General features: G+C 72.3%; 22 protein-coding genes. 14 read left to right on the forward strand and 8 right to left on the reverse strand.

All coding sequences use genetic code 11. From position 1 onward, the window contains the following. The first annotated feature begins 83 nt into the window (after nucleotides 1–83). Nucleotides 84–1,205, forward strand: coding sequence for a saccharopine dehydrogenase (locus ADK55_RS08140; protein ID WP_053676839.1), 1,122 nt, complete (start codon nucleotides 84–86; stop codon nucleotides 1,203–1,205). Between the two features lie 126 nt (nucleotides 1,206–1,331). Here the strand turns inward: ADK55_RS08140 and ADK55_RS08145 are convergent, their stop codons facing one another. The 3 genes from ADK55_RS08145 to ADK55_RS08155 form a co-directional block, all read right to left on the reverse strand. Continuing rightward, a complete protein-coding gene (locus ADK55_RS08145; RefSeq protein WP_234349953.1) occupies nucleotides 1,332–2,522 on the reverse strand; it encodes a GDSL-type esterase/lipase family protein in 1,191 nt (396 codons plus the stop codon). 335 nt (nucleotides 2,523–2,857) lie between these two features. Then, a complete protein-coding gene (aceB, locus tag ADK55_RS08150; protein WP_053676794.1) occupies nucleotides 2,858–4,477 on the reverse strand; it encodes a malate synthase A in 1,620 nt (539 codons plus the stop codon). Nucleotides 4,478–4,751: 274 nt separating this feature from the next. Next, nucleotides 4,752–5,366 (reverse strand): nucleotidyltransferase family protein, encoded by a 615-nt coding sequence (locus ADK55_RS08155; RefSeq protein ID WP_107089127.1) that lies wholly within the window; start codon nucleotides 5,364–5,366, stop codon nucleotides 4,752–4,754. 291 nt (nucleotides 5,367–5,657) lie between these two features. On the opposite strand from ADK55_RS08155, the gene ADK55_RS08160 reads away from it, so the two are divergent. After that, nucleotides 5,658–7,145 (forward strand): PLP-dependent aminotransferase family protein, encoded by a 1,488-nt coding sequence (locus ADK55_RS08160; protein WP_053676795.1) that lies wholly within the window; start codon nucleotides 5,658–5,660, stop codon nucleotides 7,143–7,145. 21 nt (nucleotides 7,146–7,166) lie between these two features. On the opposite strand, the gene ADK55_RS08165 is transcribed toward ADK55_RS08160, so the two are convergent. Together ADK55_RS08165 and ADK55_RS08170 are read right to left on the reverse strand one after the other, a co-directional pair. After that, nucleotides 7,167–7,796: a response regulator gene (locus ADK55_RS08165; RefSeq protein ID WP_053676796.1), complete on the reverse strand. Its 630-nt coding sequence runs from the start codon at nucleotides 7,794–7,796 to the stop codon at nucleotides 7,167–7,169. After that, nucleotides 7,793–8,977 carry a sensor histidine kinase gene (locus tag ADK55_RS08170; RefSeq protein ID WP_053676797.1) on the reverse strand — a complete coding sequence of 395 codons (1,185 nt, stop codon included), beginning with the start codon at nucleotides 8,975–8,977 and terminating at the stop codon, nucleotides 7,793–7,795. The genes ADK55_RS08165 and ADK55_RS08170 overlap by 4 nt, the downstream gene beginning before the upstream one ends. A gap of 134 nt (nucleotides 8,978–9,111) precedes the next feature. On the opposite strand from ADK55_RS08170, the gene ADK55_RS08175 reads away from it, so the two are divergent. Together ADK55_RS08175 and ADK55_RS08180 are read left to right on the forward strand one after the other, a co-directional pair. Then, nucleotides 9,112–10,197, forward strand: a complete 1,086-nt coding sequence (locus ADK55_RS08175) for an ABC transporter permease (RefSeq protein ID WP_053676842.1) — start codon at nucleotides 9,112–9,114, stop codon at nucleotides 10,195–10,197. After that, nucleotides 10,194–10,877: an ABC transporter ATP-binding protein gene (locus ADK55_RS08180; protein ID WP_053676798.1), complete on the forward strand. Its 684-nt coding sequence runs from the start codon at nucleotides 10,194–10,196 to the stop codon at nucleotides 10,875–10,877. The genes ADK55_RS08175 and ADK55_RS08180 overlap by 4 nt, the downstream gene beginning before the upstream one ends. A gap of 128 nt (nucleotides 10,878–11,005) precedes the next feature. Here the strand turns inward: ADK55_RS08180 and ADK55_RS08185 are convergent, their stop codons facing one another. Continuing rightward, nucleotides 11,006–11,809, reverse strand: a complete 804-nt coding sequence (locus ADK55_RS08185) for an IclR family transcriptional regulator (protein ID WP_053676799.1) — start codon at nucleotides 11,807–11,809, stop codon at nucleotides 11,006–11,008. 327 nt (nucleotides 11,810–12,136) lie between these two features. Between ADK55_RS08185 and allB the strand changes: the two genes are divergently transcribed. Next, a complete protein-coding gene (gene allB, locus ADK55_RS08190; protein WP_053676800.1) occupies nucleotides 12,137–13,480 on the forward strand; it encodes an allantoinase AllB in 1,344 nt (447 codons plus the stop codon). A gap of 2 nt (nucleotides 13,481–13,482) precedes the next feature. Continuing rightward, nucleotides 13,483–14,610: an allantoicase gene (alc, locus tag ADK55_RS08195; RefSeq protein ID WP_053676801.1), complete on the forward strand. Its 1,128-nt coding sequence runs from the start codon at nucleotides 13,483–13,485 to the stop codon at nucleotides 14,608–14,610. A gap of 116 nt (nucleotides 14,611–14,726) precedes the next feature. Here alc and ADK55_RS08200 read toward each other — a convergent pair whose 3' ends face one another. Beyond that, nucleotides 14,727–15,458: an SDR family oxidoreductase gene (locus tag ADK55_RS08200; protein ID WP_053676802.1), complete on the reverse strand. Its 732-nt coding sequence runs from the start codon at nucleotides 15,456–15,458 to the stop codon at nucleotides 14,727–14,729. Nucleotides 15,459–15,663: 205 nt separating this feature from the next. On the opposite strand from ADK55_RS08200, the gene ADK55_RS08205 reads away from it, so the two are divergent. From ADK55_RS08205 to ADK55_RS08215, 3 genes are all read left to right on the forward strand, one after another. Continuing rightward, nucleotides 15,664–16,278 carry a dihydrofolate reductase family protein gene (locus ADK55_RS08205; RefSeq protein WP_053676803.1) on the forward strand — a complete coding sequence of 205 codons (615 nt, stop codon included), beginning with the start codon at nucleotides 15,664–15,666 and terminating at the stop codon, nucleotides 16,276–16,278. Between the two features lie 158 nt (nucleotides 16,279–16,436). After that, complete coding sequence (locus tag ADK55_RS08210) at nucleotides 16,437–17,351, forward strand: DMT family transporter (protein WP_053676804.1); 915 nt, start codon at nucleotides 16,437–16,439, stop codon at nucleotides 17,349–17,351. 54 nt (nucleotides 17,352–17,405) lie between these two features. Then, nucleotides 17,406–18,593, forward strand: a complete 1,188-nt coding sequence (locus ADK55_RS08215; protein ID WP_053676805.1) for a cytochrome P450 family protein — start codon at nucleotides 17,406–17,408, stop codon at nucleotides 18,591–18,593. Between the two features lie 29 nt (nucleotides 18,594–18,622). Here the strand turns inward: ADK55_RS08215 and ADK55_RS08220 are convergent, their stop codons facing one another. Beyond that, a complete protein-coding gene (locus tag ADK55_RS08220; protein WP_053676806.1) occupies nucleotides 18,623–19,627 on the reverse strand; it encodes a Gfo/Idh/MocA family oxidoreductase in 1,005 nt (334 codons plus the stop codon). Between the two features lie 201 nt (nucleotides 19,628–19,828). Between ADK55_RS08220 and ADK55_RS08225 the strand changes: the two genes are divergently transcribed. From ADK55_RS08225 to ADK55_RS08245, 5 genes are read left to right on the forward strand one after another with little or no spacing between them, the layout of a single operon-like run. Then, a complete protein-coding gene (locus ADK55_RS08225; protein WP_199826471.1) occupies nucleotides 19,829–20,818 on the forward strand; it encodes a sugar ABC transporter substrate-binding protein in 990 nt (329 codons plus the stop codon). After that, nucleotides 20,815–21,852, forward strand: a complete 1,038-nt coding sequence (locus tag ADK55_RS08230; RefSeq protein WP_053676807.1) for an ABC transporter permease — start codon at nucleotides 20,815–20,817, stop codon at nucleotides 21,850–21,852. The genes ADK55_RS08225 and ADK55_RS08230 overlap by 4 nt, the downstream gene beginning before the upstream one ends. Continuing rightward, a complete protein-coding gene (locus ADK55_RS08235) occupies nucleotides 21,852–22,748 on the forward strand; it encodes an ATP-binding cassette domain-containing protein (protein WP_053676808.1) in 897 nt (298 codons plus the stop codon). The genes ADK55_RS08230 and ADK55_RS08235 overlap by 1 nt, the downstream gene beginning before the upstream one ends. Then, nucleotides 22,745–23,911: an ROK family glucokinase gene (locus ADK55_RS08240; RefSeq protein WP_053676809.1), complete on the forward strand. Its 1,167-nt coding sequence runs from the start codon at nucleotides 22,745–22,747 to the stop codon at nucleotides 23,909–23,911. The genes ADK55_RS08235 and ADK55_RS08240 overlap by 4 nt, the downstream gene beginning before the upstream one ends. Next, nucleotides 23,908–24,498 (forward strand): hypothetical protein, encoded by a 591-nt coding sequence (locus ADK55_RS08245; RefSeq protein WP_053676810.1) that lies wholly within the window; start codon nucleotides 23,908–23,910, stop codon nucleotides 24,496–24,498. Before ADK55_RS08240 ends, ADK55_RS08245 begins: the two co-directional genes overlap by 4 nt. Nucleotides 24,499–24,521: the final 23 nt, after the last annotated feature.

Genomic DNA, 24,521 nt, shown 5'->3' on the forward strand with positions numbered 1-24,521 from the left:
TCGGTGAACGGACTCTGATGGTCGGTCACATGTTGCACGCGGACGTCCGTCGAGGCGTCCTGAGCAGACAGGTGGTACCGCCGATGGCAGATGTGCCGCAGTTGTGGATGCGCAACGAGACACGCCTCACCGAACGAAGGGCCCCGCTCACCCCCCAGGACGCCGGACGGCTCGTCCGGCAGGGCGTACGACTCACCGTGGAGGACTCCGACCACCGCGTCTTCCCCCTCGCCGCGTACGTGGACGCCGGCTGCCGCGCCGCACCCGCCGGATCCTGGGCGGACGGGGCCGCACCCCGGTCCGCGTACGTCCTGGGCCTCAAGGAACTCCCGCCGACACCCGAGCGGTTGCACCACCGACACGTGTACTTCGGGCACGCGTACAAGGGCCAGGCCGAGGCCCCGGCGCTGCTGGAGCGGTTCGCGGCGGGCGGCGGGACCCTGCTCGACCTGGAGTACCTGGCCGACGCCCAGGGCCGCAGGCTCGCCGCCTTCGGGTACTGGGCGGGCTACGTGGGCGCGGCGCTGGCCGTGCTCCAGGCGCGGGGGCTGCTCGAAGGCCCGCTGACACCGATGCCCCGGGCCGAACTCGACCGCCGATTACGCGCCTCGCGAGCCGTTCCCCCACCCGACGGGGTACAGCTGCGGTCCATCGTGATCGGAGGGTACGGGCGCAGCGGGCGCGGCGCCTGCGACGCCCTGGTCACCGCCGGCGTACGGGTCACCCGGTGGGACCGCACCGACACCGCCCACCTGGACCGCGCCGCCCTGCTCGGCTGCGACGTCCTGGTCAACGCGGTGCTCACCACCCGACCCGTACCGCCCTTCCTCACCTCCGCCGACCTGGACGGCGGGCCCGGCCGAGACGGGCGACGCCTCTCGGTGATCGCCGACATCACCTGCGACACGGGTTCGCCGCTGCACCTGCTGCCCGTCTACGACCGGCTCACCGACTGGACGACTCCGGCCCGCCGGCTGGGCGACGGCCTGCGACCGCTCGACGTCATCGCCATCGACAACCTGCCGTCCCTCCTTCCGGCCGAAGCCGCCCGGGCGTTCTCGGCGGACCTGCTGCCCAAACTGCTTGCCCTGGGGACCGGTACCCCGGACCCCGATTGGCTGCGCTGCCGGGAGGCCTTCACCGAGGCCATGACCACACTGCGACCGACCTTCGTCCGCGACGGCGACGAGCAACCCGCCGCATAGGCCCTGGACGGCCCGCCCCGGTCGGGGGTCGGGGGTCGGGCATCCGCCCCGGGCACGGAACCCGGGCCTCTCGGCCGCGGGTTCCGCGCCCCTCGCGCGCGAGGGCGGTTCCTACGGGGGCGGTTCCTACGGGGCGGGCGTCAGGTACATCCCGCTCTGGTCGCCCCCGGCGGTGTTCTTGCAACTGTCCCGGGACGTCGCCGGCCGGGCCGCGGCCAGGGCCAGGCAGCGTCCGGCGGCCAGTTGCCCGAAGTGGTTCGGGTGCATGGATTCCTGGATCAGTCCCTGCGTCTCACTGCTGTCGATCCAGCGCGCCCACTCGCTCGTCCGTGCGGACGCGGCGGTGGTGGAGGTCACCTGCCTGCTGGCCTTCGCGCACACCTCGCGCCCCTGCATCATGTCCCGCAGGTCCAGGAACTGCACGCCCTTGGCGGCGGCCACCGCGCCCAACCGATCGGCGATCTGCGGCACCAGCGCGTCCCGCGCCCAGTCGGAGTCCCGGTTCCAGAAGGGGCAGCCGCCGGAGTTCAACCGGCTCCAGTCGCTCTGCGGGTACCGGTTCTCGGCGCCCCGCGGGATCGGCGAGGGGTAGGACTGCAGGACGACGCGGTACGAGGAGTCCGCGTACCCGGCGCCGCGCATCACCGCCCGGATCTCGTCGACGGACTTGCCCACCTTGGCCATCACCCCGTCCATCTTCCCGTCGACGGACTCCTGTTGGTCGTCGTGGCAGTAGGAGCCCCAGAGGACGAAGTCGAAGGCGCACTCCTCGATGATGTCGGCGAAGCCGAGATCGTTCCCGCCGATGGACAGCACGATCACCTTGACGTCGTGGCTCGCGGCCACGGCGGCGAGCTGATCGGCCTGCGGGGCCTCGCCCTTGAAGGACACCCCGCCGTTGGACGCCCGGAAGACGTTGTCCGACACCGCCCCGGAACACGCCAGGTTCACGGCCACGTCGGCGATCGGCCCCGCGCTGCGCACCTCGGCCGAGTCCGACCGGTGGCAGCCGCCGGCGGTGGCGCCGTACACCTTGGAAGGATCGTAGGAACTGCCGCTGATCCAGGCCCGGTCGGTGCCGTTGCGGCTGCCGCCGTTGGTCAGGCTGTTGCCCTTCCACCGGCCGGCCTCGCCGGAGATGTAGCTGTCGCCCAGGGAGACCACCGCGGTGGGCCCGTTGCCCGGGCTCGCCGCGGACGTTCCCGCCCCGCCGGTCACGAGCGCGGCGGCGGTGAGGGGGAGGATCAGTGCGGCCCCGGCCAGTCGTCGCACACGACTGCCGGTCCGGCCCTTGCCGGTGTTGCGGAATCCGATCACTGCGGAACTCCTGCGGTCTGCCACGCCGGTGCCCGGAGGAACTCCGGTGCACGGCTGGGGAAGTGGGGATTACCGCCGGCGCCGGTGGCATCGGAAAGGTGACACGGCGCCGCATGTTACCGCTAGGTACGCGCAGATCACGATGAGGTAACGCCCGATCGTTCGGTCGGTCCACGCGTCTCGCGTCCCGGGCTCGCCCGACCTGATTCCGCCGCCCGGCGCGGCGCGGTCGCGGGGCGGATGACGTGAAAAGGCCCCGCCCCCGGGCCCTTGGGGCGGCGGGGGCGGGGCTTCGTACTCGGCTGCTGTGCGTTTCAGCCGAAGACGCGGGTGGGTCAGCCGGTGAGCTGGTCGTACGCGGGGAGGGTGAGGAAGTCCGCGTAATCGGCGTCGAGGGAGACCTGGAGCAGGAGGTCGTGGGCCTGCTGCCACTTGCCGGAGGCGAAGGCCTCCTCGCCGACCTCGGCGCGGATGGCGGCCAGTTCCTCGGTCGCGATCTTGCGGGTCAGGTCGGCCGTGGCCGTCTCGCCGTTCTCGAAGACGACCCCGGCGTTGATCCACTGCCAGATCTGCGAGCGGGAGATCTCGGCGGTGGCCGCGTCCTCCATCAGGCCGAAGATGCCGACGGCGCCCAGGCCGCGCAGCCACGCCTCGATGTAACGGATGCCGACCTGGACGGCGTTGCGCAGGCCCTCGTAGGTCGGCTTGGCGTCCAGCGAGTCGATGGCGATCAGCTCGCCCGCGGCCACCGAGACGTCCTCGCGCAGCCGGTCCTTCTGGTTGGGCTTGTCGCCGAGCACCGCGTCGAAGGAGGCCATCGCGATCGGGACCAGGTCGGGGTGGGCGACCCAGGAGCCGTCGAAGCCGTCGCCGGCCTCGCGGTCCTTGTCGGCCTTGACCTTCTCGAACGCGACCTTGTTGACCTCGGCGTCCTTGCGGGACGGGATGAAGGCCGCCATGCCGCCGATGGCGTGCGCGCCGCGCTTGTGGCAGGTCCTGACCAGCAGTTCGGTGTACGCCCGCATGAAGGGGGCGGTCATCGTCACCGCGTTGCGGTCCGGCAGGACGAACTTCTCGCCGCCGTCACGGAAGTTCTTCACGATGGAGAAGAGGTAGTCCCAACGGCCCGCGTTGAGGCCGGCCGCGTGGTCCTTGAGCTCGAAGAGGATCTCTTCCATCTCGTAGGCCGCGGTGATCGTCTCGATCAGGACGGTCGCGCGGACGGTGCCCTGCGGGATCCCGACGTAGTCCTGGGCGAAGACGAAGATGTCGTTCCAGAGGCGGGCCTCAAGGTGCGACTCCGTCTTCGGCAGGTAGAAGTAGGGGCCCTTGCCGAGGTCGATGAGGCGCTGGGCGTTGTGGAAGAAGTACAGGCCGAAGTCGACGAGCGAACCGGAGGCCGGGCCGCCCTCGAAGCGCAGGTGGCGCTCCTGGAGGTGCCAGCCGCGCGGCCGCATCACGACGGTGGCGAGTTCGTCGGCGGACTTCAGCGCGTACGCCTTGCCGGTGCGGGGGTCGGTGAAGTCGATGCGACGCTCGTAGGCGTCGATCAGGTTCAGCTGGCCGAGGACGACGTTCTCCCAGGTGGGAGCCGAGGCGTCCTCGAAGTCGGCGAGCCAGACCTTGGCGCCCGAGTTCAGGGCGTTGATGGTCATCTTGCGGTCCGTCGGACCGGTGATCTCCACGCGGCGGTCGTTCAGCGCGGCCGGGGCCGGCGCGACCTTCCAGTCTCCCTCGCGGACCTGTGCGGTGTCCGGGAGGAAGTCGAGGGTGGAGGTCCGGGCGATCTCGGCGCGCCGCTCGCCGCGTCGGGCGAGGAGCTCCGCGCGGCGTGGGGCGAACCGCCGGTGGAGCTCGGCCACGAAGGCGAGGGCCGCTTCGGTGAGGACCTCGTCCTGCCGGGGCAGGGGCTCGGCGTCGACGATGGCCAGCGGGGACGGCGCTGGTGCGGACATATCTGTCACTCCTTCAGCGGCGGTGCCTGGCGGCCGCGGGGGAATGCTCGCGCGAGACGGCACGCAGTGCCGTCGGGTGTGGAGAGTTCCGGGATACGGTCGCGGGCGCCGTCTGTGGGTTCAGGGCGCTTCTGACCAGTGGATAGTAATTTCCTCATGGTGGAAGTTCAATGGTTTGTTGATATCGAGATTCTCCGGGTCGACAGATTCCGCCGATCGGTGGCCCTGGGTGCCACGGTGGTCACGCCCCGCTGCTTCCCGCCGACCCGCCGATTCATGCGAGTCGGGCCAGGTCCGGCGGCGTGTCGATGTCCCAGGCCTCCGCGATGTCCCCGCACTCCACCAGGGTGAGCTCCCCGGCGTGCCGCTTCAGATGGACCCGAGCCCCCCGGTCGCCGGTCGCGGTCTCGGCGATGTCCGCCCAGCGGTCCGCCCCGAACAGCACCGGATGCCCCCGCTCGCCGTCGTACGCCGCGGCGGCCAGACTCGCGGGCGACCGGTACGCCGCCAGCACCCGGGCCACCGCCGCCGCCCCGATGCCCGGCTGATCCACCAGGGACACCAGCGCCGCGTCCGCCCCCGCGCCGGCCAGCGAGGCGAGCCCGACCCGCAACGAGGACCCCATGCCCTCGGCCCAGTCCGGGTTCTCCACCACCACGCAACCGGTCAGGTCGGCGCGCTCGCGCACCTCGGCCGACGAGGCCCCCAGCACCACGTGCAGCGGGCCGCAGCCCGCCTCGCGCAGCACCCGGACGGCGTTCTCCACGAGCGGGCGGCCGCGGTGGGCGAGCAGCGCCTTGGGGCGGCCACCGAGACGGCGACCGCCTCCGGCGGCGAGCAACAGGCCCGCGATCACCGGGGCGGGACGGGAGGAGGTGTTGGCTGACATGACAGCGATTCTCGCCCCTGGACCGAACCGCGCGGGCGCCGAGCCAGGATCCCGCGCACGGCCGCGGCCAAGGCCGGCACGGCCGCCGAAACAACCGGCACGGCGGCGGACACGGCGGCGGCCACGGCCGGGAAGCGCAACGGCTCCGAGATCCGCTGCTCCACGGCACTCACCCGGGCTCGTTCCTCGCGATCGGTCAGCATGTCGGCGTCTCCTTGCCAATCGGGGGCCAATACGGCGAGTCTGGTCCTCGATTGGCCTGGCGGGCAGAGCCAATCGGGGGAGGTTGGCATGGCGAACGGTCCAGTGGTCCACCCGGCGGACAGAACCATCGGCAGCCGGCGGCTCGCCGCGCTGCTGCCCGCCGAGGTACGGGCACGCCCCGGCTACCGCTCCCTCGCCGACGCCCTGCGCACCCTGATCCTCGACGGCCGCATCGCCCTGCGCGTCCGGCTGCCCGCCGAACGCGAACTCGCCGCTGCGGTCGGTGCGAGCCGGGCCACCGTCACCGGCGCCTACGACCTGCTGCGCGAGAGCGGCTACGCACGCAGCCGGCGCGGCTCCGGGACCTGGACCGAGCTGCCCGAGGGCCACGGGCCCGTCGCCGCTCTCCCGCTCGTCGGCGCCGGCGGGTACCGCCCGGACGGCGATCCCGGCATCGACCTGGCCATCGCCGCGATGGGCGCCCCCGAGGGCAGCCTGGAAGCGGCCCTGGCCTGGGCCGCGCCCCGCCTGCCCTCGGTGGCACGGCACCCCGGCTACCACCCGTTCGGCCTGCCGGACCTGCGCACGGCCGTGGCGGAACGCTTCACCCGGCGCGGACTGCCCACCCGCCCCGAGCAGATCCTCGTCACGGCGGGCGCCCAGCAGGCCTTCGCCCTGGTGGTGAGCCTGCTGTGCGGGGCGGGGGACCGGGTCGTCACCGAGAACCCGACCTACGCCAACGCGCTCGACGCGTTGCGGCACGCCCGACTGCGCACCGCGTCGATCGCCGTATCCGATGCGGGCTGGGACATGGAGATCGCGGAGTCCACGCTGCGTCAGACCGTGCCGAGACTGGCGTACGTGATCCCCGACTTCCACAACCCGACGGGCTCCCTGATGCCCGAGGAGGACCGGCAACGCCTGCTGGAGGCCACCCGGCGCACCGGGACCTGGCTGGTGGTCGACGAGACGATCGCGGACATCGCCCTCGACGTGCCCGCACCCGCCCCGCTCGCCTCCCTCGCGCCGCGCGGGGGAGCGGACCACGTCGTGACCATCGGGTCGCTGAGCAAGACCCACTGGGGCGGGCTGCGCGTCGGCTGGATCCGCGCCTCCGCCAAGATGATCGCCGAGCTGACGGCCGTGCGGGTCGCGGCCGACATGACCGGCTCGGTCCTGGACCAACTCGTCGCGCTGCCGCTGCTGGAAGGGCTCGACGCGTCGCTCCCGACACGGCTCGGACAGCTGCGCGAGCAACGCGAGGCCCTCGTCCGTTCCCTCGAACGACACACCCCGGAATGGTCCTGGGAGCTGCCGCCGGGGGGCCTCTCGCTCTGGGTGGACCTCGGGGAACCGGTCAGCTCCGCGCTCTCCGAACGGGCCGCGGCCGCCGGAGTCCACATCGGGCGCGGCGCCCGCTTCGGAGTGGACCCGGGAACCTTCGAACACCGCCTGCGCATCCCGTACACGCTCCCGGCGGACCGCCTCGACGAGGGCGTCCGCCGGCTCGCGGCCGCCTTCCACGACGGGGTGCCGCTGCCCCCGTCGGTGGAACGGCCGTACTGGGTCGCGTGAGACGCCGCCGGCGGCCCCGCCCTACGGGGTGCGGATCAGCCGGCGGGTGGCCGCCGCGGCGACCGCCGCCGTGCGGGAGTCGACGCCGAGCTTCGCGTAGACGTGCACCAGGTGGGACTTGACCGTGGCCTGGCTGAGGAAGAGCCGCTTCGAGATCTGCTGGTTCGACAATCCGTCCGCGACCAGCTGGAGCACCTCCAGCTCCCGCTTCGTCAGCGCCTCCGCCGGCATCCGCATCCGGTCCATCAGCCGCAACGCCACCGCCGGGGCCAGCGCCGACTGGCCGGCCGCCGCGGTGCGGACCGCCGCCGCCAGCTCCTCCGGCGGGGCGTCCTTGAGCAGGTAGCCCGAGGCGCCCGCCTCCACGGCGGCCAGGATGTCCGCGTCCGTGTCGTACGTGGTCAGCACCAGCACCCGGGGCGCGTCCGGCCGGGCCGTGATCAGGGCCGTGGCCTGCGAACCGTGCATGCCGGGCCCGAACTGGAGGTCCATCAGGACCACGTCCACCCCCGCCGAGGCGGCCAGCTCCACCGCCCGCTCGGCGGTGGCGGCCTCCGCGACGACCGCGAAGTCCGCCTCGGTGTCCAGCACCGCGCGCAGCCCCGCGCGGACCACCGGGTGGTCGTCGGCGAGCAGCAGCCGGATGGTCATGACAGGGCCTCCGCGGGCAACGGCAGGGTGACGGCCACGGCGGTGCCCTGGCCCGGGGCGGACTCGACGGTGAACAGCCCGCCCAGCGTCTCGGCCCGCGAGCGCATCGCCGGCAGACCGAAGCCGCCCTCGCCGGACGGCGCCGACGAGGGGTCGAAGCCCAGACCGTCGTCCACGACGTCCAGGGTGACCGAGGTGTCCATGAAGGTCAGGGTGATCTCCGCGCGGCCCGCGCGGGCGTGCCGGACCACATTGGCCAGCGCCGACTGCGCGATCCGCAGCAGGGCCACCTCGTACGGGGTGGGCAGGATCCGGGGGGCACCACTCAGCGAGAACCGCACGCGCGGCCCGGGAGCCGCGGTGCAGAGGCGTTCCAGCGCCGCGGCGAGGGAGCCGTGCTCCAGGTCGGGAGGCGTCAGGGCGCGGACGAAACGGCGCGCCTCGGCGAGGTTCTCCTGCGCGGCCTCCCGGGCCCGGCCGATGTGCTCCAGCGCGGGCGCGCCGACGGGGAGCGAGCGCTCGGCGGCCCGCAGCAGCAGCTGGATCGAGCTCAGGCCCTGGGCGAGGGTGTCGTGGATCTCCCGGGCGAGGCGTTCGCGTTCGGCGAGGATCCCCGCGCCCCGCTCGGCGGCGGCCAGCTCGGCCCGGGTGGTGATGAGTTCCTCGATCAGCTCCCGGCGGCGTTCGCTCTCCCGGTACAGGGCCTGGTAGCCGAGGACCGTGGCCACGGCGACGGCCCCGCCGAGCAGCGGGCCGAGGAAGGCCCCCGGCGTGGGGGTGCTGCTGTGGGCGAGGAACCCGCCGATCGCCGCGCAGGCCGTGACGGCGACGGCCGCGACCCCCCAGCGCAGCCGCAGCAGGTGCAGTTCGAGGAAGTACAGCGGGAAGGCGATCCACAGCCCGTCCGGGGAGACCACGAGCAGCGCGGCCCACGCCGCGCCGAGCAGGGCCAGCCACACCGCTCCGGCGCGCGGCGAGCGGTCCACCACGGGAGCCGCGGCGCCCGCCACGTACACGGCGGCGAACAGCGCGCACGCGGCGACCGCCCACCCGGCGCGGGGCACGTCGTCGGCGACGGCGCGTCCCGCGGCCAGCGCGAGCAGCCCGAAGAGCAGCGCGTGCAGGCACAGCCGCAGGACGCGGGAGACGGGGGTCAGGGGGCGGGATTCCGGAGCAACCATGGCCCGACCAGCGTAAGTGGGGGCCCGCCGGCCCCGGTCAACCAAAAGATTGATGTACGGGGCGTCCCTTCGACACGAGGATCCCTACCGTGGCGCGATGCCGTGTGTCCACGGTGAACACCAGGGTGGGGGACATGTTCGTCGCATGGAGAGATCTACGGTTCGCCAAGGGCCGCTTCGCCCTCATGGGCTCGGTCGTCGTGCTCATCACCCTGCTGGTCGGCCTGTTGTCCGGACTCACCTCGGGCCTGGCCCGGGAGAACATCTCGGCGATCACGGGACTGCCCGCCTCACACCTGTCGTTCGCGGCGCCCGCCGGGGACCAGGACGTGTCCTTCACCAACTCCCGGATACCCGAGAAGGCCTGGCTGGCCTGGCGCGAGCGACCTGGCGTCACATCGGCGGAGCCGATCGGCATCCGCACCACCAACGCGGTCTCGGGTGAGCGCACCGCGGCCGTCTCGGTCTTCGGCGTCGATCCGGCGGGCCGCCTCGCACCCCGCGGATCAGGACTCACCCAGGGGCAGGTGGTCCTGACCGAGAAGGCCGCCGAGGAACTCGGCGGGCTCGCGGCCGGCGGGAAGCTCAGGATCGGCGCGCTCGAACTGTCCGTCGCGGCCGTCTCCGGCACCGCCTCCTTCAGCCACACCCCGGTCGTGTGGATGGACCTGAACGACTGGCAGCGCGTCGGCAACCCCGGCACCTCCATCGACACCGTCGCCACCGTCATCGCCCTGGACGCGTCCGGGGCGGACCTCGCCGCCGGCGACGCGAGCGCGGAGACCCGGACCGAGACCGTCGACGACGCGCTGTCCGCGATCGGCTCCTACACCTCCGAGAACGGCTCGCTCCAGCTGATGCGCGGCTTCCTCTTCGCGATCTCCGCCCTGGTCATAGGCGCCTTCTTCACGGTGTGGACGATCCAGCGCGGCGGTGACGTCGCCGTGCTGAAGGCACTGGGTGCCTCCACCGTGTACCTGCTGCGGGACGCCCTCGGTCAGGCGGTGGTGATGCTCGCCGTCGGGACCGGACTCGGTACGGCCCTCGCCGCCGTCCTCGGAGCGCTGATCAGCGGCGGCGACGTGCCCTTCGTGCTCGACGCGGCCACCGTGCTGGTCCCCGCCGTCGTCATGATCGCGCTCGGCGCGCTCGGAGCCGCCCTGTCCATCCGGCGGATCACCGCCGTAGACCCGCTGACCGCACTCGGGAGCGCCCGATGACCCTGCTCGTCCACGACGTCACGCTCACCTACCCGGACGGCGACGGCCGGCTCACCGCCCTCGACGCGGTCGCCCTGGAGGCGCCGGCGGGCACCCTGACCGCCGTCATCGGGCCTTCGGGCTCCGGCAAGTCCAGCCTGCTCGCGGTCGCCGCCACCCTGGTCACCCCGGACGCGGGCCGGGTCGTCGTCGCCGGCCGGGACACGGCCCGGCTCAGCGCCGCGCAGAAGTCCGCGCTGCGCCGCGAGGAGATCGGCATCGTCTTCCAGCAGCCCAACCTGCTCGCCTCGCTCACCGCCGCCGAGCAGCTCCAGGTGATGGCCCACCTGTCGGGGCGGCCGGCCAAGCGGCTGCGCCGGCGGGCCCTGGACCTGCTGGACGCGGTGGGCATGGCCGACAAGGCCGACAAGCGCCCGCACCAGCTCTCGGGCGGGCAGCGCCAGCGCGTCAACATCGCCCGCGCCCTGATGAACGAGCCCGCCGTGCTGCTGGTGGACGAGCCGACCAGCGCCCTGGATCACGAGCGGGGGGCGGCCGTACTGGACCTCCTGGTCACCCTCACCCGCGAGCGGTCCACCGCCACGGTGCTGGTCACCCACGACCACGCCCACCTGGAGCGCGTGGACCGCACGATGACGATGACGGACGGCCGCCTCACGGAGGCGGCCCCGGCCCGCTGACGTGCGAAGGCCCCGGCCGCGGCGCGACAGCGCCGGCCCCGCGGTGTACGAGGCGCCGCCGCACACGTACGAAGGCCCCGGCCCGCCCCCTTCGAGAAGGGCGGTCCGGGGCCTTCGCGTACGGGTCCCTACGCGGGATTCTGGCTCTGCAGGGCCACCGACAGCTCGGCGGCGATCCCCTGGAGGATCGGCACGATCGAGTCCGTCAGCGCCTCGGTCACCCGGCCCGCGGGGCCCGAGATGGAGATCGCGGCGGCGGTCGGCGAGTTCGGCACCGACACGGCCAGGCAGCGGACTCCTATCTCCTGCTCGTTGTCGTCGACCGCGTAGCCCACCTTGCGGACCTGCTCCAGGGCGTCCAGGAAGCCCTCGGGCGTGGTGATGGTCTTCTCGGTCGCGGCCGGCATCCCGGTGCGCGCCAGCAGCGCGCGCACCTCGTCCGCGGGGGTGTACGCGAGCAGCGCCTTGCCCACGCCCGTGGAGTGCGGCAGCACCCGGCGGCCCACCTCCGTGAACATGCGCATGGAGTGCTTGGACGGCACCTGGGCGACGTAGACGATCTCGTCCCCGTCGAGCAGGGCCATGTTCGCGGTCTCGCCGGTCTCCTCGACGAGCCGTGCGAGGTAGGGACGGGCCCACGTGCCCAGGAGGCGGGAGGCGGATTCGCCGAGACGGATCAGCCGGGGGCCGAGGGCGTACCGTCGGTTTGGCTGCTGCCGGACGTAACCGCACGCCACGAGGGTGCGCATGAGGCGATGGATGGTGGGCAGCGGGAGACCACTGGCGGCGGAGAGCTCGCTGAGGCCGACCTCGCCCCCGGCATCGGCCATGCGTTCGAGCAGATCGAAGGCGCGCTCAAGGGACTGGACGCCACCCCCGGCGGCGGTGGGCTTGGCGGAAGCGTCGGTGGTGCTGGCGCTGGACGTCGGCACGGGCGCGGTCCTTTCGGTGCTGGCAGGCAAGGAATCAGCCTACCGGTCGGTCGGCGTCGGCCCTAGAGCCGGGGCACTGCCGTCCCCGCCGGTCAGAGGGGGTTTGTCCTGGTGGTGGACGTCCTCGGAAGTCAACCGCGCGACTCCCGATGGCGGTAGCTACATTCTGGATAGTGAAATCTTAATTCCATCCTGTGGAAACATCCAATTGTGCCGTGCGTGGCTGGGTGGTCCGTCCGGGCGCTCTTGACTGGCCCCGGATCGGGGTGAAGACTCCGTCAACAGAACGTTGAATTTCGCTCTGTGGAAGTAGATGGGGAGGTTCCGGTGGCCGACGCGGCTGTGGAACTGGTACTGCGCTCGACGCGCGTCATCACCCCCGAGGGGACGCGCGCCGCCTCGGTGGCCGTCGCCGGCGGGAAGATCACGGCCGTGTCGGAGTACGAGGCCGAGGTACCGGCCGGAGCCCGGCTGGAGGACTTCGGCGACGACGTCCTGCTCCCCGGCCTGGTCGACACCCACGTCCACGTGAACGACCCGGGCCGCACCGAGTGGGAGGGCTTCTGGACCGCCACCCGCGCGGCGGCGGCCGGCGGCATCACCACCCTCCTCGACATGCCGCTGAACTCCCTGCCGCCGACCACCGCGGTCGACAACCTCCGCGTCAAGCAGGAGGTCGCCCGCGCCAAGGCGCACGTGGACATCGGCTTCTGGGGCGGCGCGCTGCCCGACAACGTCAAGGACCTGCGCCCCCTGCACGACGCCGGCGTCTACGGCTTCAAGTGCTTCCTGTCGCCCTCCGGCGTGGACGAGTTCCCCGAACTCGACCAGGAGCGACTGGCCACGTCCCTCGCGGAGATCACCGGCTTCGGCGGCCTGATGATCGTGCACGCCGAAGACCCCCACCACCTGGACTCCGCGCCGCAGACCCCCGGCCCGAAGTACGCCGACTTCCTCGCCTCCCGTCCGCGCGACGCCGAGAACACCGCCATCGGGAACCTGATCGCCCAGGCGAAGCGGCTGAACGCCCGCGTGCACGTCCTGCACCTGTCCTCCTCCGACGCGCTGCCGCTGATCGCCGCCGCCAAGGCCGAGGGCGTGCGCGTCACCGTCGAGTCCTGCCCGCACTACCTCACCCTGACGGCGGAGGAAGTCCCGGACGGCGCCAGCGAGTTCAAGTGCTGCCCGCCCATCCGCGAGGCCGCCAACCAGGACCTGCTGTGGGACGCGCTCGCCGACGGCACCATCGACTGCGTCGTCTCCGACCACTCGCCCTCCACCGCGGACCTGAAGACGAACGACTTCGCCACCGCGTGGGGCGGCATCTCCTCCCTCCAGCTGGGACTCCCCGCGATCTGGACCGAGGCGCGGCGGCGCGGCCACACCCTGGAGGACGTCGTCCGCTGGATGTCCGCCGCCCCCGCCGCCCTCGCCGGACTGGCCGACAAGGGCGCGATCGAGGTCGGCCGCGACGCCGACTTCGCCGTCCTGGCACCCGAAGAGACCTTCACCGTGGATCCCGCGGAACTGCACCACCGCAACCGGGTCACGGCGTACGCGGGCAAGACCCTGCACGGCGTCGTGAAGTCCACCTGGCTGCGCGGCACGCGGATCGCCGACCACGGCACCCCGAACGAGCCCACGGGCCGACTCCTCGAAAGGCAGAACTGACAGTGGCACAGCGTTCAACTGGACCGGCTTCCTTCACCGGCAACGCGAACCCGTACGGAGGCGGCGACCCGTACGCGGACTACCGCACCGCGGACTTCCCCTTCACGCGGTACGCGAACCTCGCGGCCCGTGAGCTGGGCGCCGGTGTCATCGAAGCCAACGACGAGTTCTTCGCCCAGCGCGAGAACCTGCTGATCTCCGAGGCCGCCCACTTCGACCCCGAGGACTTCGGGCACAAGGGCAAGGTCATGGACGGATGGGAGACCCGCCGTCGCCGCGGCGTCTCCGCCACCCGGCCCTGGCCCACCGCCGAGGACCACGACTGGGCGCTCGTCCGCCTGGGCGCCCCCGGCGTCATCCGCGGCATCATCGTCGACACCGCCCACTTCCGCGGCAACATGCCGCAGGCCGTGTCGGTGGAAGGCGCCACCGTCGCGGGCTCCCCGACGGTCGTCGAACTCCTCTCCGACGACGTCAAGTGGACGACCCTCGTCGAGCGCACCCCGGTCGGCGGCCACGCGGCCAACGGCTTCGAGGTGAACGTCGAGCAGCGTTTCACGCACCTGCGCGTCAACCAGCACCCCGACGGCGGCATCGCCCGCCTGCGCGTCCACGGCGAGGTCGTCACCGACCCGAAGTGGCTCGCCGCGCTGGGCACCTTCGACGTGGTCGCCCTGGAGAACGGCGGCTCGGTCGAGGACGCCTCCAACCGCTTCTACTCCCCGCCGACCAACACCATCAACCCGGGCCGCTCCCGCAAGATGGACGACGGCTGGGAGACCGCCCGTCGCCGTGACAACGGCAACGACTGGATCCGCTACCAGCTCGTCGCCGACTCCGAGATCCGTGCCGTCGAGATCGACACCGCGTACCTCAAGGGCAACTCGGCCGGCTGGGCCTCGCTCTCGATCAAGTCGGGCGAGGAGGGCGAGTGGACGGAGTTCCTGCCGCGCACCCGCCTCCAGCCCGACACCAACCACCGCTTCGTGCTGGACGCCCCGGCGGTCGGCACGCACGTCCGGATCGACATCTTCCCGGACGGCGGCTTCTCCCGCCTTCGCCTGTACGGCTCGCTGACGGAGGCCGGCGCGGCCGCGCACGCCGCCCGCCACCAGGAGCTCGGCGGCTGACGCCGAACCCGTGACCGCCCCGGGGGCCGACACCCCCGGGGCCCGGTCGACCGCCCGACGGGGCGCACCACTTCAGGTGCGCCCCGTCGGCGTTCACCGGTCCGGTGCGTCGGGCCCTACGCCGCGTGGCCGCCGTCCACCGAGAACTCGGCGCCCGTGACGTACGCGGCGTCCGCCCCCGCGAGGAAGGACACCATGGCGGCCACCTCCGTCGCCGTGCCGAAGCGGCCGAGGGCCGTCATCGACGCCTGCGGGGCGGAGTAGGGTCCGTCGGCCGGGTTCATGTCGGTGTCCACCGGGCCGGGGTGGACGAGGTTCGCGGTGATCCCGCGCCCGCCGAGTTCCCTGGCGAGCGCCTTGGTCAGACCGGTCAGCGCGGCCTTGCTCATCGCGTACAGGGTGCCGCCCGGGCCCGGGACCCGCCGGGTGATGCAGCTGCCGATGGTGATGATCCGCCCGCCGGAGCCCATGCTGCCCGCTGCCGCCTGGGAGGTCAGGAAGACCCCGCGGACGTTCACCGCGAGGACGCGGTCCACGTCCGCGAGGGCGAGTGCGTCGAGCGGGCCGAGCACCCCCACCCCGGCGTTGTTGACCAGTACGTCGAGCCTTCCGAGGTCCCGCACGGTCCGCTCCACCGCCCCGGCGGCCTCCGCGGCGTCGCCCGAGTCGGCTCGTACGGCCAGGCCGCGTCGGCCGAGGGCCTCGATGTCGGCGACGACCTTCGCGGCCGAGGTCGCGTCGTCGACGTAGGTGATCGCGACGTCGGCGCCGTCCCGCGCCAGGCGCAGGGCCGTGGCGGCCCCGATGCCGCGGCTGCCGCCCGTGACCAGTGCCACTGTGCCGTTCATGTGCTTCCTCCCGTTGGCGTCCGGCCGTGTCCGTCCGGCCGTCTCGTTCCGTAAGTCGTTGCGGGTTCAATGAAACGGTCGGCGAGGGAAACGGGCCGGCGGGAATCGGACCTCGCGTTCACGCGCGCCGCACCGATGAGTTCCGGGCGGCCGGGAAGTCTGAACCCGTGAAGACGGACGGACCGCGAACAAGGAGCGCAGAGCCATGGGCAAGCTGACCCTCACCACCTTCCTCAGCCTCGACGGCGTGATGCAGGCACCCGGAGGTCCGGAGGAGGACACCAGCGGCGGCTTCCGGTACGGCGGCTGGACCGTGCCGTTCGCCGACGAGGGCATGGGGGAGTTCGTCACGCAGGTCTTCGACCGCGCCGGGGCGTTCCTGCTCGGGCGCCGGACGTACGAGATCTTCGCGGGGCACTGGCCGCGGTACACCGATCCCGCCGACCCGATCGCGAGCCGGCTGAACGGACTGCCCAAGTACGTGGCCTCGACCACCCTCAAGGAGCCCGCCTGGGCCGGGACCACGGTGATCGACGGCGAGCACCTCCAAGCCGAGATCACGCGGGTCAAGGACAAGCTGGAGGGGGAACTCCAGGTGCACGGCAGCGGCGCCCTCGCCCAGTGGCTGCTGGCGCGCGATCTGGTCGACGAGCTGAACCTGCTGGTCTTCCCGGTGTTCCTGGGAACCGGGCGCCGACTGTTCCCGACCGGCGGCCTGCCGACCGCCTGCGAGGTGGTCGCCTCCCGCACCACCTCGAAGGGCACGTCCATCCACACCTACCGCCCGGTGGGCCGGGCCGGCTTCGGCTCCTTCGCCTGACGGGCGGGGCGTCGGGTGGCGGGGCGTCGGGTGGCGGGGCGACTCCCACCCCGAGCGACCGGCAAACCGCTCGACCGGCGTGATCGCGCTCGGGTAGCGTGGTCACGCCCCGTGCGAGCCACCGAAGTCTCCACCCGCCTCCTGCCGTTGGAGAACCGGTGTCCACCGTCGCCGCACCCGCCCCCGTCGCCGCCCCCGGCAGAGCCTGGCTCGCCGATCTGCCGGTCCTGCTCGTCGCCGTCGTCTGGGGCGGCAGCTACCTCGCCGCCAAGGGGATCACCACCACGCACACCGTGATCGCGGTGCTCGTGCTGCGCTTCGCGCTCGTCCTGCCCGTCCTCGTCGTCGTCGGACTGCGGCGGCTGCGCGCGCTGAACGCCGCCCAACTGCGCGGCGCCGGGCTGCTGGGCCTGGTACTCGGCGGGATCTTCCTGCTGGAGACCTACGGGGTCGTCCACACCTCCGCCACGAACGCCGGGCTGATCATCAGCCTGACCATGATCTTCACCCCGCTCGCCGAGGCCGCCGTACGGCGCGTGCGCCCCTCGACCGGATTCCTCGGCGCCGCCGCCGTGTCCGTCGCGGGCGTGGTGCTGCTCACCCAAGGGGCCGGCTTCACCGCCCCCGGCCTCGGCGACCTGCTCATCCTCGGCGCCGCCCTCGCCCGGACGCTGCACGTCCTGCTGATGGCCCGGATCAAGGCCGTCCAGGACGCCGACCCGCTCTCCCTCACCACGGTCCAACTCGGCGGCGCTGTCGCCGTGTTCGCCCTCCTCGCCCTGCTGCCCGGCAGCGGCGCGAACCCCTGGGAGACCGCCGTCGCATTCGATTCCCGCCAGTGGGCGGGGCTCGTCTTCCTGGCCGTCTTCTGCACCCTCTTCGCCTTCTTCGTGCAGATGTGGGCCGTACGCCGCACCTCGCCCTCCCGCGTCAGCCTGCTGCTGGGCACCGAACCCCTGTGGGCGGCCGCCGCCGGCATCGCGATAGCCGGTGAGCGGCTCGGCGCCGTCGGTCTCGTCGGGGTCGCGCTGGTGCTCGGCGGCACCGCCTGGGGTCGGCGCGCCGCAGCCTGAACGAATGGCCGAAAGCCGCTCCTTCGAGGTCAACTACACGTCTAGGCTGACGACATGCCGGTTCTGGACCTCAGTACGATCGCCGAAGACTTCAACGAAAACCCGTACCCCCACTACGCGCGACTGCGGGAGATCGCCCCCGTTCACCGCGTCAAGGCGGTGGACGGGCAGGAAGTCTGGCTCGTCGTCGGTCACGACGAGGCGCGCCAAGCCCTGACCCACCCCGAGGTGTCCAAGAACTGGCTGACGTCCGGGCTCTACACCGACCGCGAGAAGACCGACGCCAGCGCCAACATGATGCGCGCCGACCCGCCCCACCACACCCGGCTGCGCCGGCTGGTCTCGCGGTCCTTCGCACCCGGCCGGATCGAGACCCTGCGGCCCCGCATCCAGCAGATCGTCGACGGGCTCCTCGACGACATGGCCGCCCTGCCCGAGCGTCGCGCCGACCTGATCGACGCCTTCGCCCGGCCGCTGCCCATGACGGTGATCTGCGAACTCCTCGGGATACCGGAGGACGCCCGGGGCCCCTTCCACGAGTGGGTCACCGAGATCGTCTCGCCGACCGGGGTGGAGGCCGAGAACACGGCCCTGCGCGCGATGACCGCGTACCTGGCCGACCTGACCGACGCCAAGCTCGCCGAACCGGGCGACGACCTGCTCAGCGACTGGACCACCAGCCGCGGCGAGGACGGGGACCGGCTCTCGCGGCAGGAACTGGTCGCCATGGCCTTCCTGATGATGATCGGCGGCCACGAGACCACCGTGCACCTGATCTCCAACGCGATGCGGGCCCTCTTCGCCCACCCCGTGCAGCTCGCGGCCCTGCGCGCCGACCTCGACGGGCTCACCGACAGCGCCGTGGAGGAGGCCCTGCGCTACGACGGACCGGTGGAGACGGCCACCTTCCGTTTCGCCCGCGCGGACCTGGAGATCGGCGGCGCCCTGATCGAGGCCGGTTCTCCCGTCCTGGTCTCCCTCGCCGGAGCCGACCGGGACCCCGCCCGCTTCGCGCATCCCGACACCTTCGACATCCGCCGCCCCGGACGCGGCGGCGGCCACATCGCCTTCGGCCACGGCATCCACCACTGCGTCGGCGCCCCCCTGGGCCGACTGGAGGGCCGGATCGCGATCCGCTCGATCCTGGAGCGCTTCCCCGACCTGGAGGAGGAGCCGATCGAGCACGCGTGGGTGCCCGGCATCCTGGTCCGGGGCGTCCTCAGCCACCCGGTGCGCTGGTAGCCGGCCGGGCGCCCGCGATGCCCCGCGGCTCACAGGTCCGGCAGCTCCTCCAACCGCACCCGGCGCCGCTCCCGCCGGGACAGCTCGCAGGCCTCCGCGATCCGGAGCGCGGCGAGCGCCTCGCGGCCGTCGCACGGGTTGGGGCCCTCGCCGCGCACCAGCCGCACGAAGGCCGCCAGCTCCGCTTCGTACGCGGGGGCGAACCGTTCCAGGAAGCCCGTCCACGGCTTGCTCGCCGCCGGCGGGCCGTGCGGCTCCGTCGAGGCGATCGGCGTACGGTCGTCCAGCCCCGTGGAGACCTGGTCCCGCTCCCCGGCGAGTTCCATCCGCACGTCGTACCCGGCGCCGTTGCAGCGGGTGCCGGTACTGCTGACCAGCGTCCCGTCGTCCAGGGTGAGGACGGCCACCGCCGTGTCGACGTCACCGGTCTCCCGGAACACGGACGGACCCGCGTCCGACCCGGCCGCGTACACCTCGGTCACCTCGTGCCCGGTGACCCAGCGGACCATGTCGAAGTCGTGCACCAGGCAGTCCCGGTACAGCCCGCCGGAGCCGGCCAGATAGGCCGCGGTCGGCGGCGACGGATCGGCCGTCGTCGTCCGTACGGTGTGCAGCCGCCCCAGCGCACCCGAACGGACCAGCTCCCGCGCCGCGGCGTACCCCTCGTCGAAGCGGCGCATGAACCCCAGCTGGAGCACCCCGCCCAGCGCCGTGACCTCGCGCAGCACGCCCAGGGTGCGGGTCAGGTCCGGTGCCACCGGCTTCTCGCAGAACACCGGCAGCCCGCCGCGCACGGCCCGGACGATCAGCTCGGCGTGTCCGTCGGTGGAGCAGCACACGACGACCGCGTCCACGCCCCACGTGAAGACCTGCTCCACGGAGGGCGCGGCCGTGGCCCCCAACCGGTCCGCGAGCCGCGCGGCCCGCGCGGGGTCGACGTCGGCGAGCAGCAGCGAGCCGGCGTCCGGGTGGCGGGCCAGGGCGGCCGCGTGGAACGAGCCGATCCGGCCGGTTCCGATGAGCCCGATGCGCATGCACTCAACGTGACCCCGTATGGGGGACCTGTCAATCCGCCCGACGCCGCCCCGATGGGCTCCCGTGGTCCACTGTGGCGGATACTGGGCGGCTGGAACCGGAATGGACCGCTTTGACATCGATCCGCTTCGACATCCGAGAAGTGCAGGACAAGGGAAGGGCGCGGCGACGTGGCTAGGGTTCGGACAGGGGTGCGCGTCGTGGGCGTCGTGCTCGCGGCGGTACTGGGCGCCTCCCTCGCGGGGTGCAGCAGTACGGGCGGCAAACGAGCCGAGGAGCGGGCGAAGGCCGCCGAGGCCGGCCGGCCCGCCGTGTCCACCCCGCGCTGGACCTTCGCGATGGTCACCCACGCCGGAGACGGCGACACCTTCTGGGACATCGTGCAGAAGGGTGCCAAGGAAGCCGCGGCGAAGGACAACATCAAGTTCGTCTACGCCCACGACGACCAGGCACAACAGCAGGCCCAGTTCGTGCAGAACGCCATCGACCAGAAGGTCGACGGGATCATCGTGAGCCTGGCCAAGCCCGACGCCCTCAAGGACGTCGTCGCCAAGGCCGTCAAGGCCGGCATCCCGGTGGTCACGGTCAACTCCGGATCCGCCCAGTCCGCCGAGTACGGGGCCCTGACCCACATCGGCCAGGACGAGGAGATCGCCGGCGAGGCGGTCGGCACCGAGCTCGCCAAGCGCGGCAAGAAGAAGGCCGTCTGCGTCCTGCACGAACAGGGCAACGTCGGCCACGAGCAGCGCTGCGCCGGCGCGAAGAAGACCTTCGGCGAGTCCGGCGGGGTCATGGAGAACCTCTACGTCGAGGGCACCAACATGCCCTCCGTCCAGTCGTCCCTCCAGGCGAAGCTCCAAGCGGACCCCTCCGTCGACGCGATCGTCACCCTCGGCGCGCCCTTCGCCGCCACCGCCGTCAAGGCCAAGGACGCGGCGGGCAGCAAGGCCGAGGTGGACACCTTCGACCTCAATGAGTCAGTGGCCAGGGACCTCAAATCGGGCGCCCTCGGCTTCGCCGTCGACCAGCAGCCCTACCTCCAGGGGTACGAGGCCGTCGACCTGCTCTGGCTCAACCTCTACAACGCGAACGTCCTCGGCGGCGGCCGCCCGGTCCTCACCGGACCGGCGATCGTCACCGGCGCCCAGGCCGCCGAGCTGGAGAAGTACATCAAGCGGGGCAGCCGATGAGCGCGACCGCCGGTGCGACGGTCGACGAACGGCTGGCCCCCACCTCGCTCGCGCGCCGTCTGCTGGCCCGCCCCGAGCTGGGCGCGGTCGTCGGCGCGGTCGCCGTCTTCGTGTTCTTCTCCTTCGCCGCGGACAGCTTCCTGCGGGCCTCCAGCCTGAGCACCGTGCTGTACTCGGCCTCCACCATCGGGATCATGGCGGTGCCGGTGGCCCTGCTGATGATCGGCGGCGAGTTCGACCTGTCGGCCGGCGTGATGGTCACCACCTCGGCGCTGGTCAGCTCGATGTTCAGCTACCAGATGACCGCGAACGTGTGGGTCGGTGTCCTGGTGTCCCTGGTGGTCACCCTGGCCATCGGCTTCTTCAACGGGTTCATGCTGACCCGCACCAAGCTGCCGAGCTTCATCATCACGCTCGGCACCTTCCTGATGCTGACCGGCCTGAACCTCGGCTTCACCAAGCTCATCAGCGGATCCGTCTCCACCAAGAGCATCGCCGACATGGAGGGCTTCTCCTCCGCGCGGGCCCTGTTCGCCTCCGAGTGGAACATCGGCTCGGTCACCCTCAAGGTCACCATCCTGTGGTGGTTCGCCCTGGTCGCCGTCGCGACCTGGATCCTGCTGCGCACCCGCGCCGGGAACTGGATCTTCGCGGTGGGCGGCGGCGCCGACGCGGCCCGCGCGACCGGCGTACCCGTCGTGAAGACCCGCATCGGGCTCTACATGGGCGTCGCGCTCTGCGCCTGGATCTCCGGGCAGCACATCCTCTTCTCGTTCGACGTGGTGCAGTCCGGCGAGGGCGTCGGCAACGAGTTCCTCTACATCATCGCGGCCGTCATCGGAGGCTGTCTGATGACGGGCGGCTACGGCTCGGCCATCGGCTCGGCGGTCGGCGCCTTCATCTTCGGCATGACCAGCAACGGCATCGTGTACGCCCAGTGGAACCCGGACTGGTTCAAGTTCTTCCTCGGCGCGATGCTGCTGCTCGCCACGCTGCTCAACGCATGGGTCCGCAAGCGGGCGGAGGCGAAGTGATGACCGACAGCGCGACCAAGGCCGTGCCCGACGGCGCGACCGCCCTCGTCAGGCTGACCGACGTCAGCAAGTTCTACGGCAACATCAAGGCCCTCCAGGGGGTCTCCCTGGAGGTGTCCGCCGGCGAGATCACCTGTGTCCTCGGCGACAACGGCGCCGGCAAGTCCACCCTCATCAAGATCATCGCGGGACTGCACCGGCACGACGCCGGCACCTTCGAGATCGAGGGAGAGGAGACCGTGCTGGCCAACCCGCGCGCGGCCCTCGACCACGGCATCGCCACCGTCTACCAGGACCTCGCCGTGGTCCCGCTGATGCCGGTCTGGCGGAACTTCTTCCTCGGCTCCGAGCCCACCAAGGGCCGGGGCCCCTTCCGCCGCCTCGACGTGGACCTCATGCGCGCGACCACCCGGGCCGAGCTGCTCCGGATGGGCATCGACCTGCGGGACGTGGACCAGCCCATCGGCACCCTGTCCGGCGGCGAGCGCCAGTGCGTGGCCATCGCCCGGGCCGTGTACTTCGGCGCGAAGGTCCTCGTCCTGGACGAGCCCACCGCGGCCCTCGGCGTCAAGCAGTCCGGCGTGGTCCTGAAGTACGTCGCCGCCGCCCGCGACGCGGGCCTCGGGGTGGTGTTGATCACGCACAACCCGCACCACGCCTACCTGGTCGGCGACCGTTTCGTACTCCTGAAGCGGGGCACCATGGCGGGCAGCCACACCCGCGACTCGATCACCCTCGACGAACTCACCCGACAGATGGCGGGCGGGTCCGAGCTCGACGAACTGAGCCACGAACTGGAGCGAGTGGCAGAATCGGGAGCGGACGGGCCGCCGTCCGGGGCAGCCGACCCGGCTCCCCCCACCCCGCGGACCACGAGGGACGACACGACTCGATGAGCACGTACCGGGACTTCTCGCTCGCCCACCGGGGGTCGGCGCGGGGCACCGTCCTGCGGACCGTCGGGACCCGTGAGCGCCGGTCGCTGCTGACCGCCCCGCGGGTCCCCACCGTCGGCATCGACATCGGCGGCACCAAGGTCATGGCCGGGGTGGTGGACGCGGACGGGGTCATCCTGGAGAAGATCCGGGCCGAGACCCCCGACAAGTCCAAGAGTCCCAAGGTCGTCGAGGACACCATCGTCGAGCTGGTCCTGGACCTCTCCGACCGCCACGACGTGCACGCGGTGGGCATCGGCGCGGCCGGCTGGGTGGACGCCGACCGCTCCCGCGTCCTGTTCGCCCCGCACCTCGCCTGGCGCGACGAGCCGCTGCGCGACGCCCTCCAATCCCGGCTCGCCGTCCCGGTCATGGTCGACAACGATGCCAACACCGCGGCCTGGGCCGAGTGGCGCTTCGGCGCCGGACGCGGCGAGGACCATCTCGTCATGATCACGCTGGGCACCGGCATCGGCGGCGCCATCCTCGAAGGCGGCCAGGTCAAGCGCGGCCGCTACGGGGTGGCCGGCGAGTTCGGGCACATGCAGGTCGTCCCCGGCGGCCACCGCTGCCCCTGCGGCAACCGCGGCTGCTGGGAGCAGTACAGCTCCGGCAACGCCCTGGTCCGCGAGGCGCGCGAGCTGGCCGCGGCCGACTCCCCGGTCGCCTACAACATCATCGCCAAGGTCGGCGGCAACGTCCACGAGATCACCGGCCCGCTCATCACCGAGCTGGCCCGCGAGGGCGATGCCATGTGCATCGAGCTCCTCCAGGACATCGGCCAGTGGCTGGGCGTCGGCATCGCCAACCTCGCCGCCGCCCTCGACCCCTCCTGCTTCGTCATCGGCGGCGGCGTCAGCGCCGCCGACGACCTGCTCATCGGACCCGCCCGGGACGCGTTCCGGCGCCACCTCACCGGCCGCGGCTACCGCCCCGAGGCCCGGATCGCGAAGGCCCAGCTCGGCCCGGAGGCCGGCATGGTCGGCGCCGCCGACCTCTCCCGACTCGTCGCCCGGCGCTTCCGCCGGGCCACCCGCCGCCGGGTGGAGCGGTACGAGCGCTACGCGCAACTGGGCCGCCGTGACCTCGGCGGCGCCAAGGACCGGGAGCAGGAACAGCAGTGACCCCGCCCACCCTGCCCCACCAGGCTCCCGCTCCCGACGCGGAAGGCAGACCGCGGCCCCCGGCCGAGGACCGCCGACACGTGGTCCGGCGCCGCTGGATCACCGCGATCATCATCGTGCTGCTGATCGGGGTCCCCGCGGGCTACCTCGCGGTGTCCGCCCAGCAGAGCCGCCAGAGCGGCCGCGACAAGGCCGCCAAGGTCGGTGCGGTCCACGTGCGCCCGGCCTGGCCCTCCAAGGTCCAGCGCAGCATCTACGAGGTGCCGATCCCCGATCAGGCCTCGGCCGTCGGCTACCTGGAGACCAACAACTGGCACACCAGCCGGCTCTACACCGAGTTCGCCCTCACCCCCGCGCAGTTGGACACCTTCCTGGCCGACGCGGGCACCCGTCGGGAGGCGTTGACCCGGGGGGTGTCGATCTCCGATCACGACGCCCGGATCGCCGGCTGGAACTGGAAACCGGACCATTCGTGGTTCGGCACCACCCTGGACGCCAAGGAACCCCGCCCCACCAGGGACATCACCGTCGACCTGAGCGACCCCGCGGTCCCCAGGGTGTACGTGGTCTCCACCGCCATCCCGTAGCCGGGTCCGCGCGCCGCTAGCCT

Origin of the sequence: Streptomyces sp. WM4235, assembly GCF_001279725.1 — a bacterium.
Classification (GTDB): domain Bacteria; phylum Actinomycetota; class Actinomycetes; order Streptomycetales; family Streptomycetaceae; genus Streptomyces.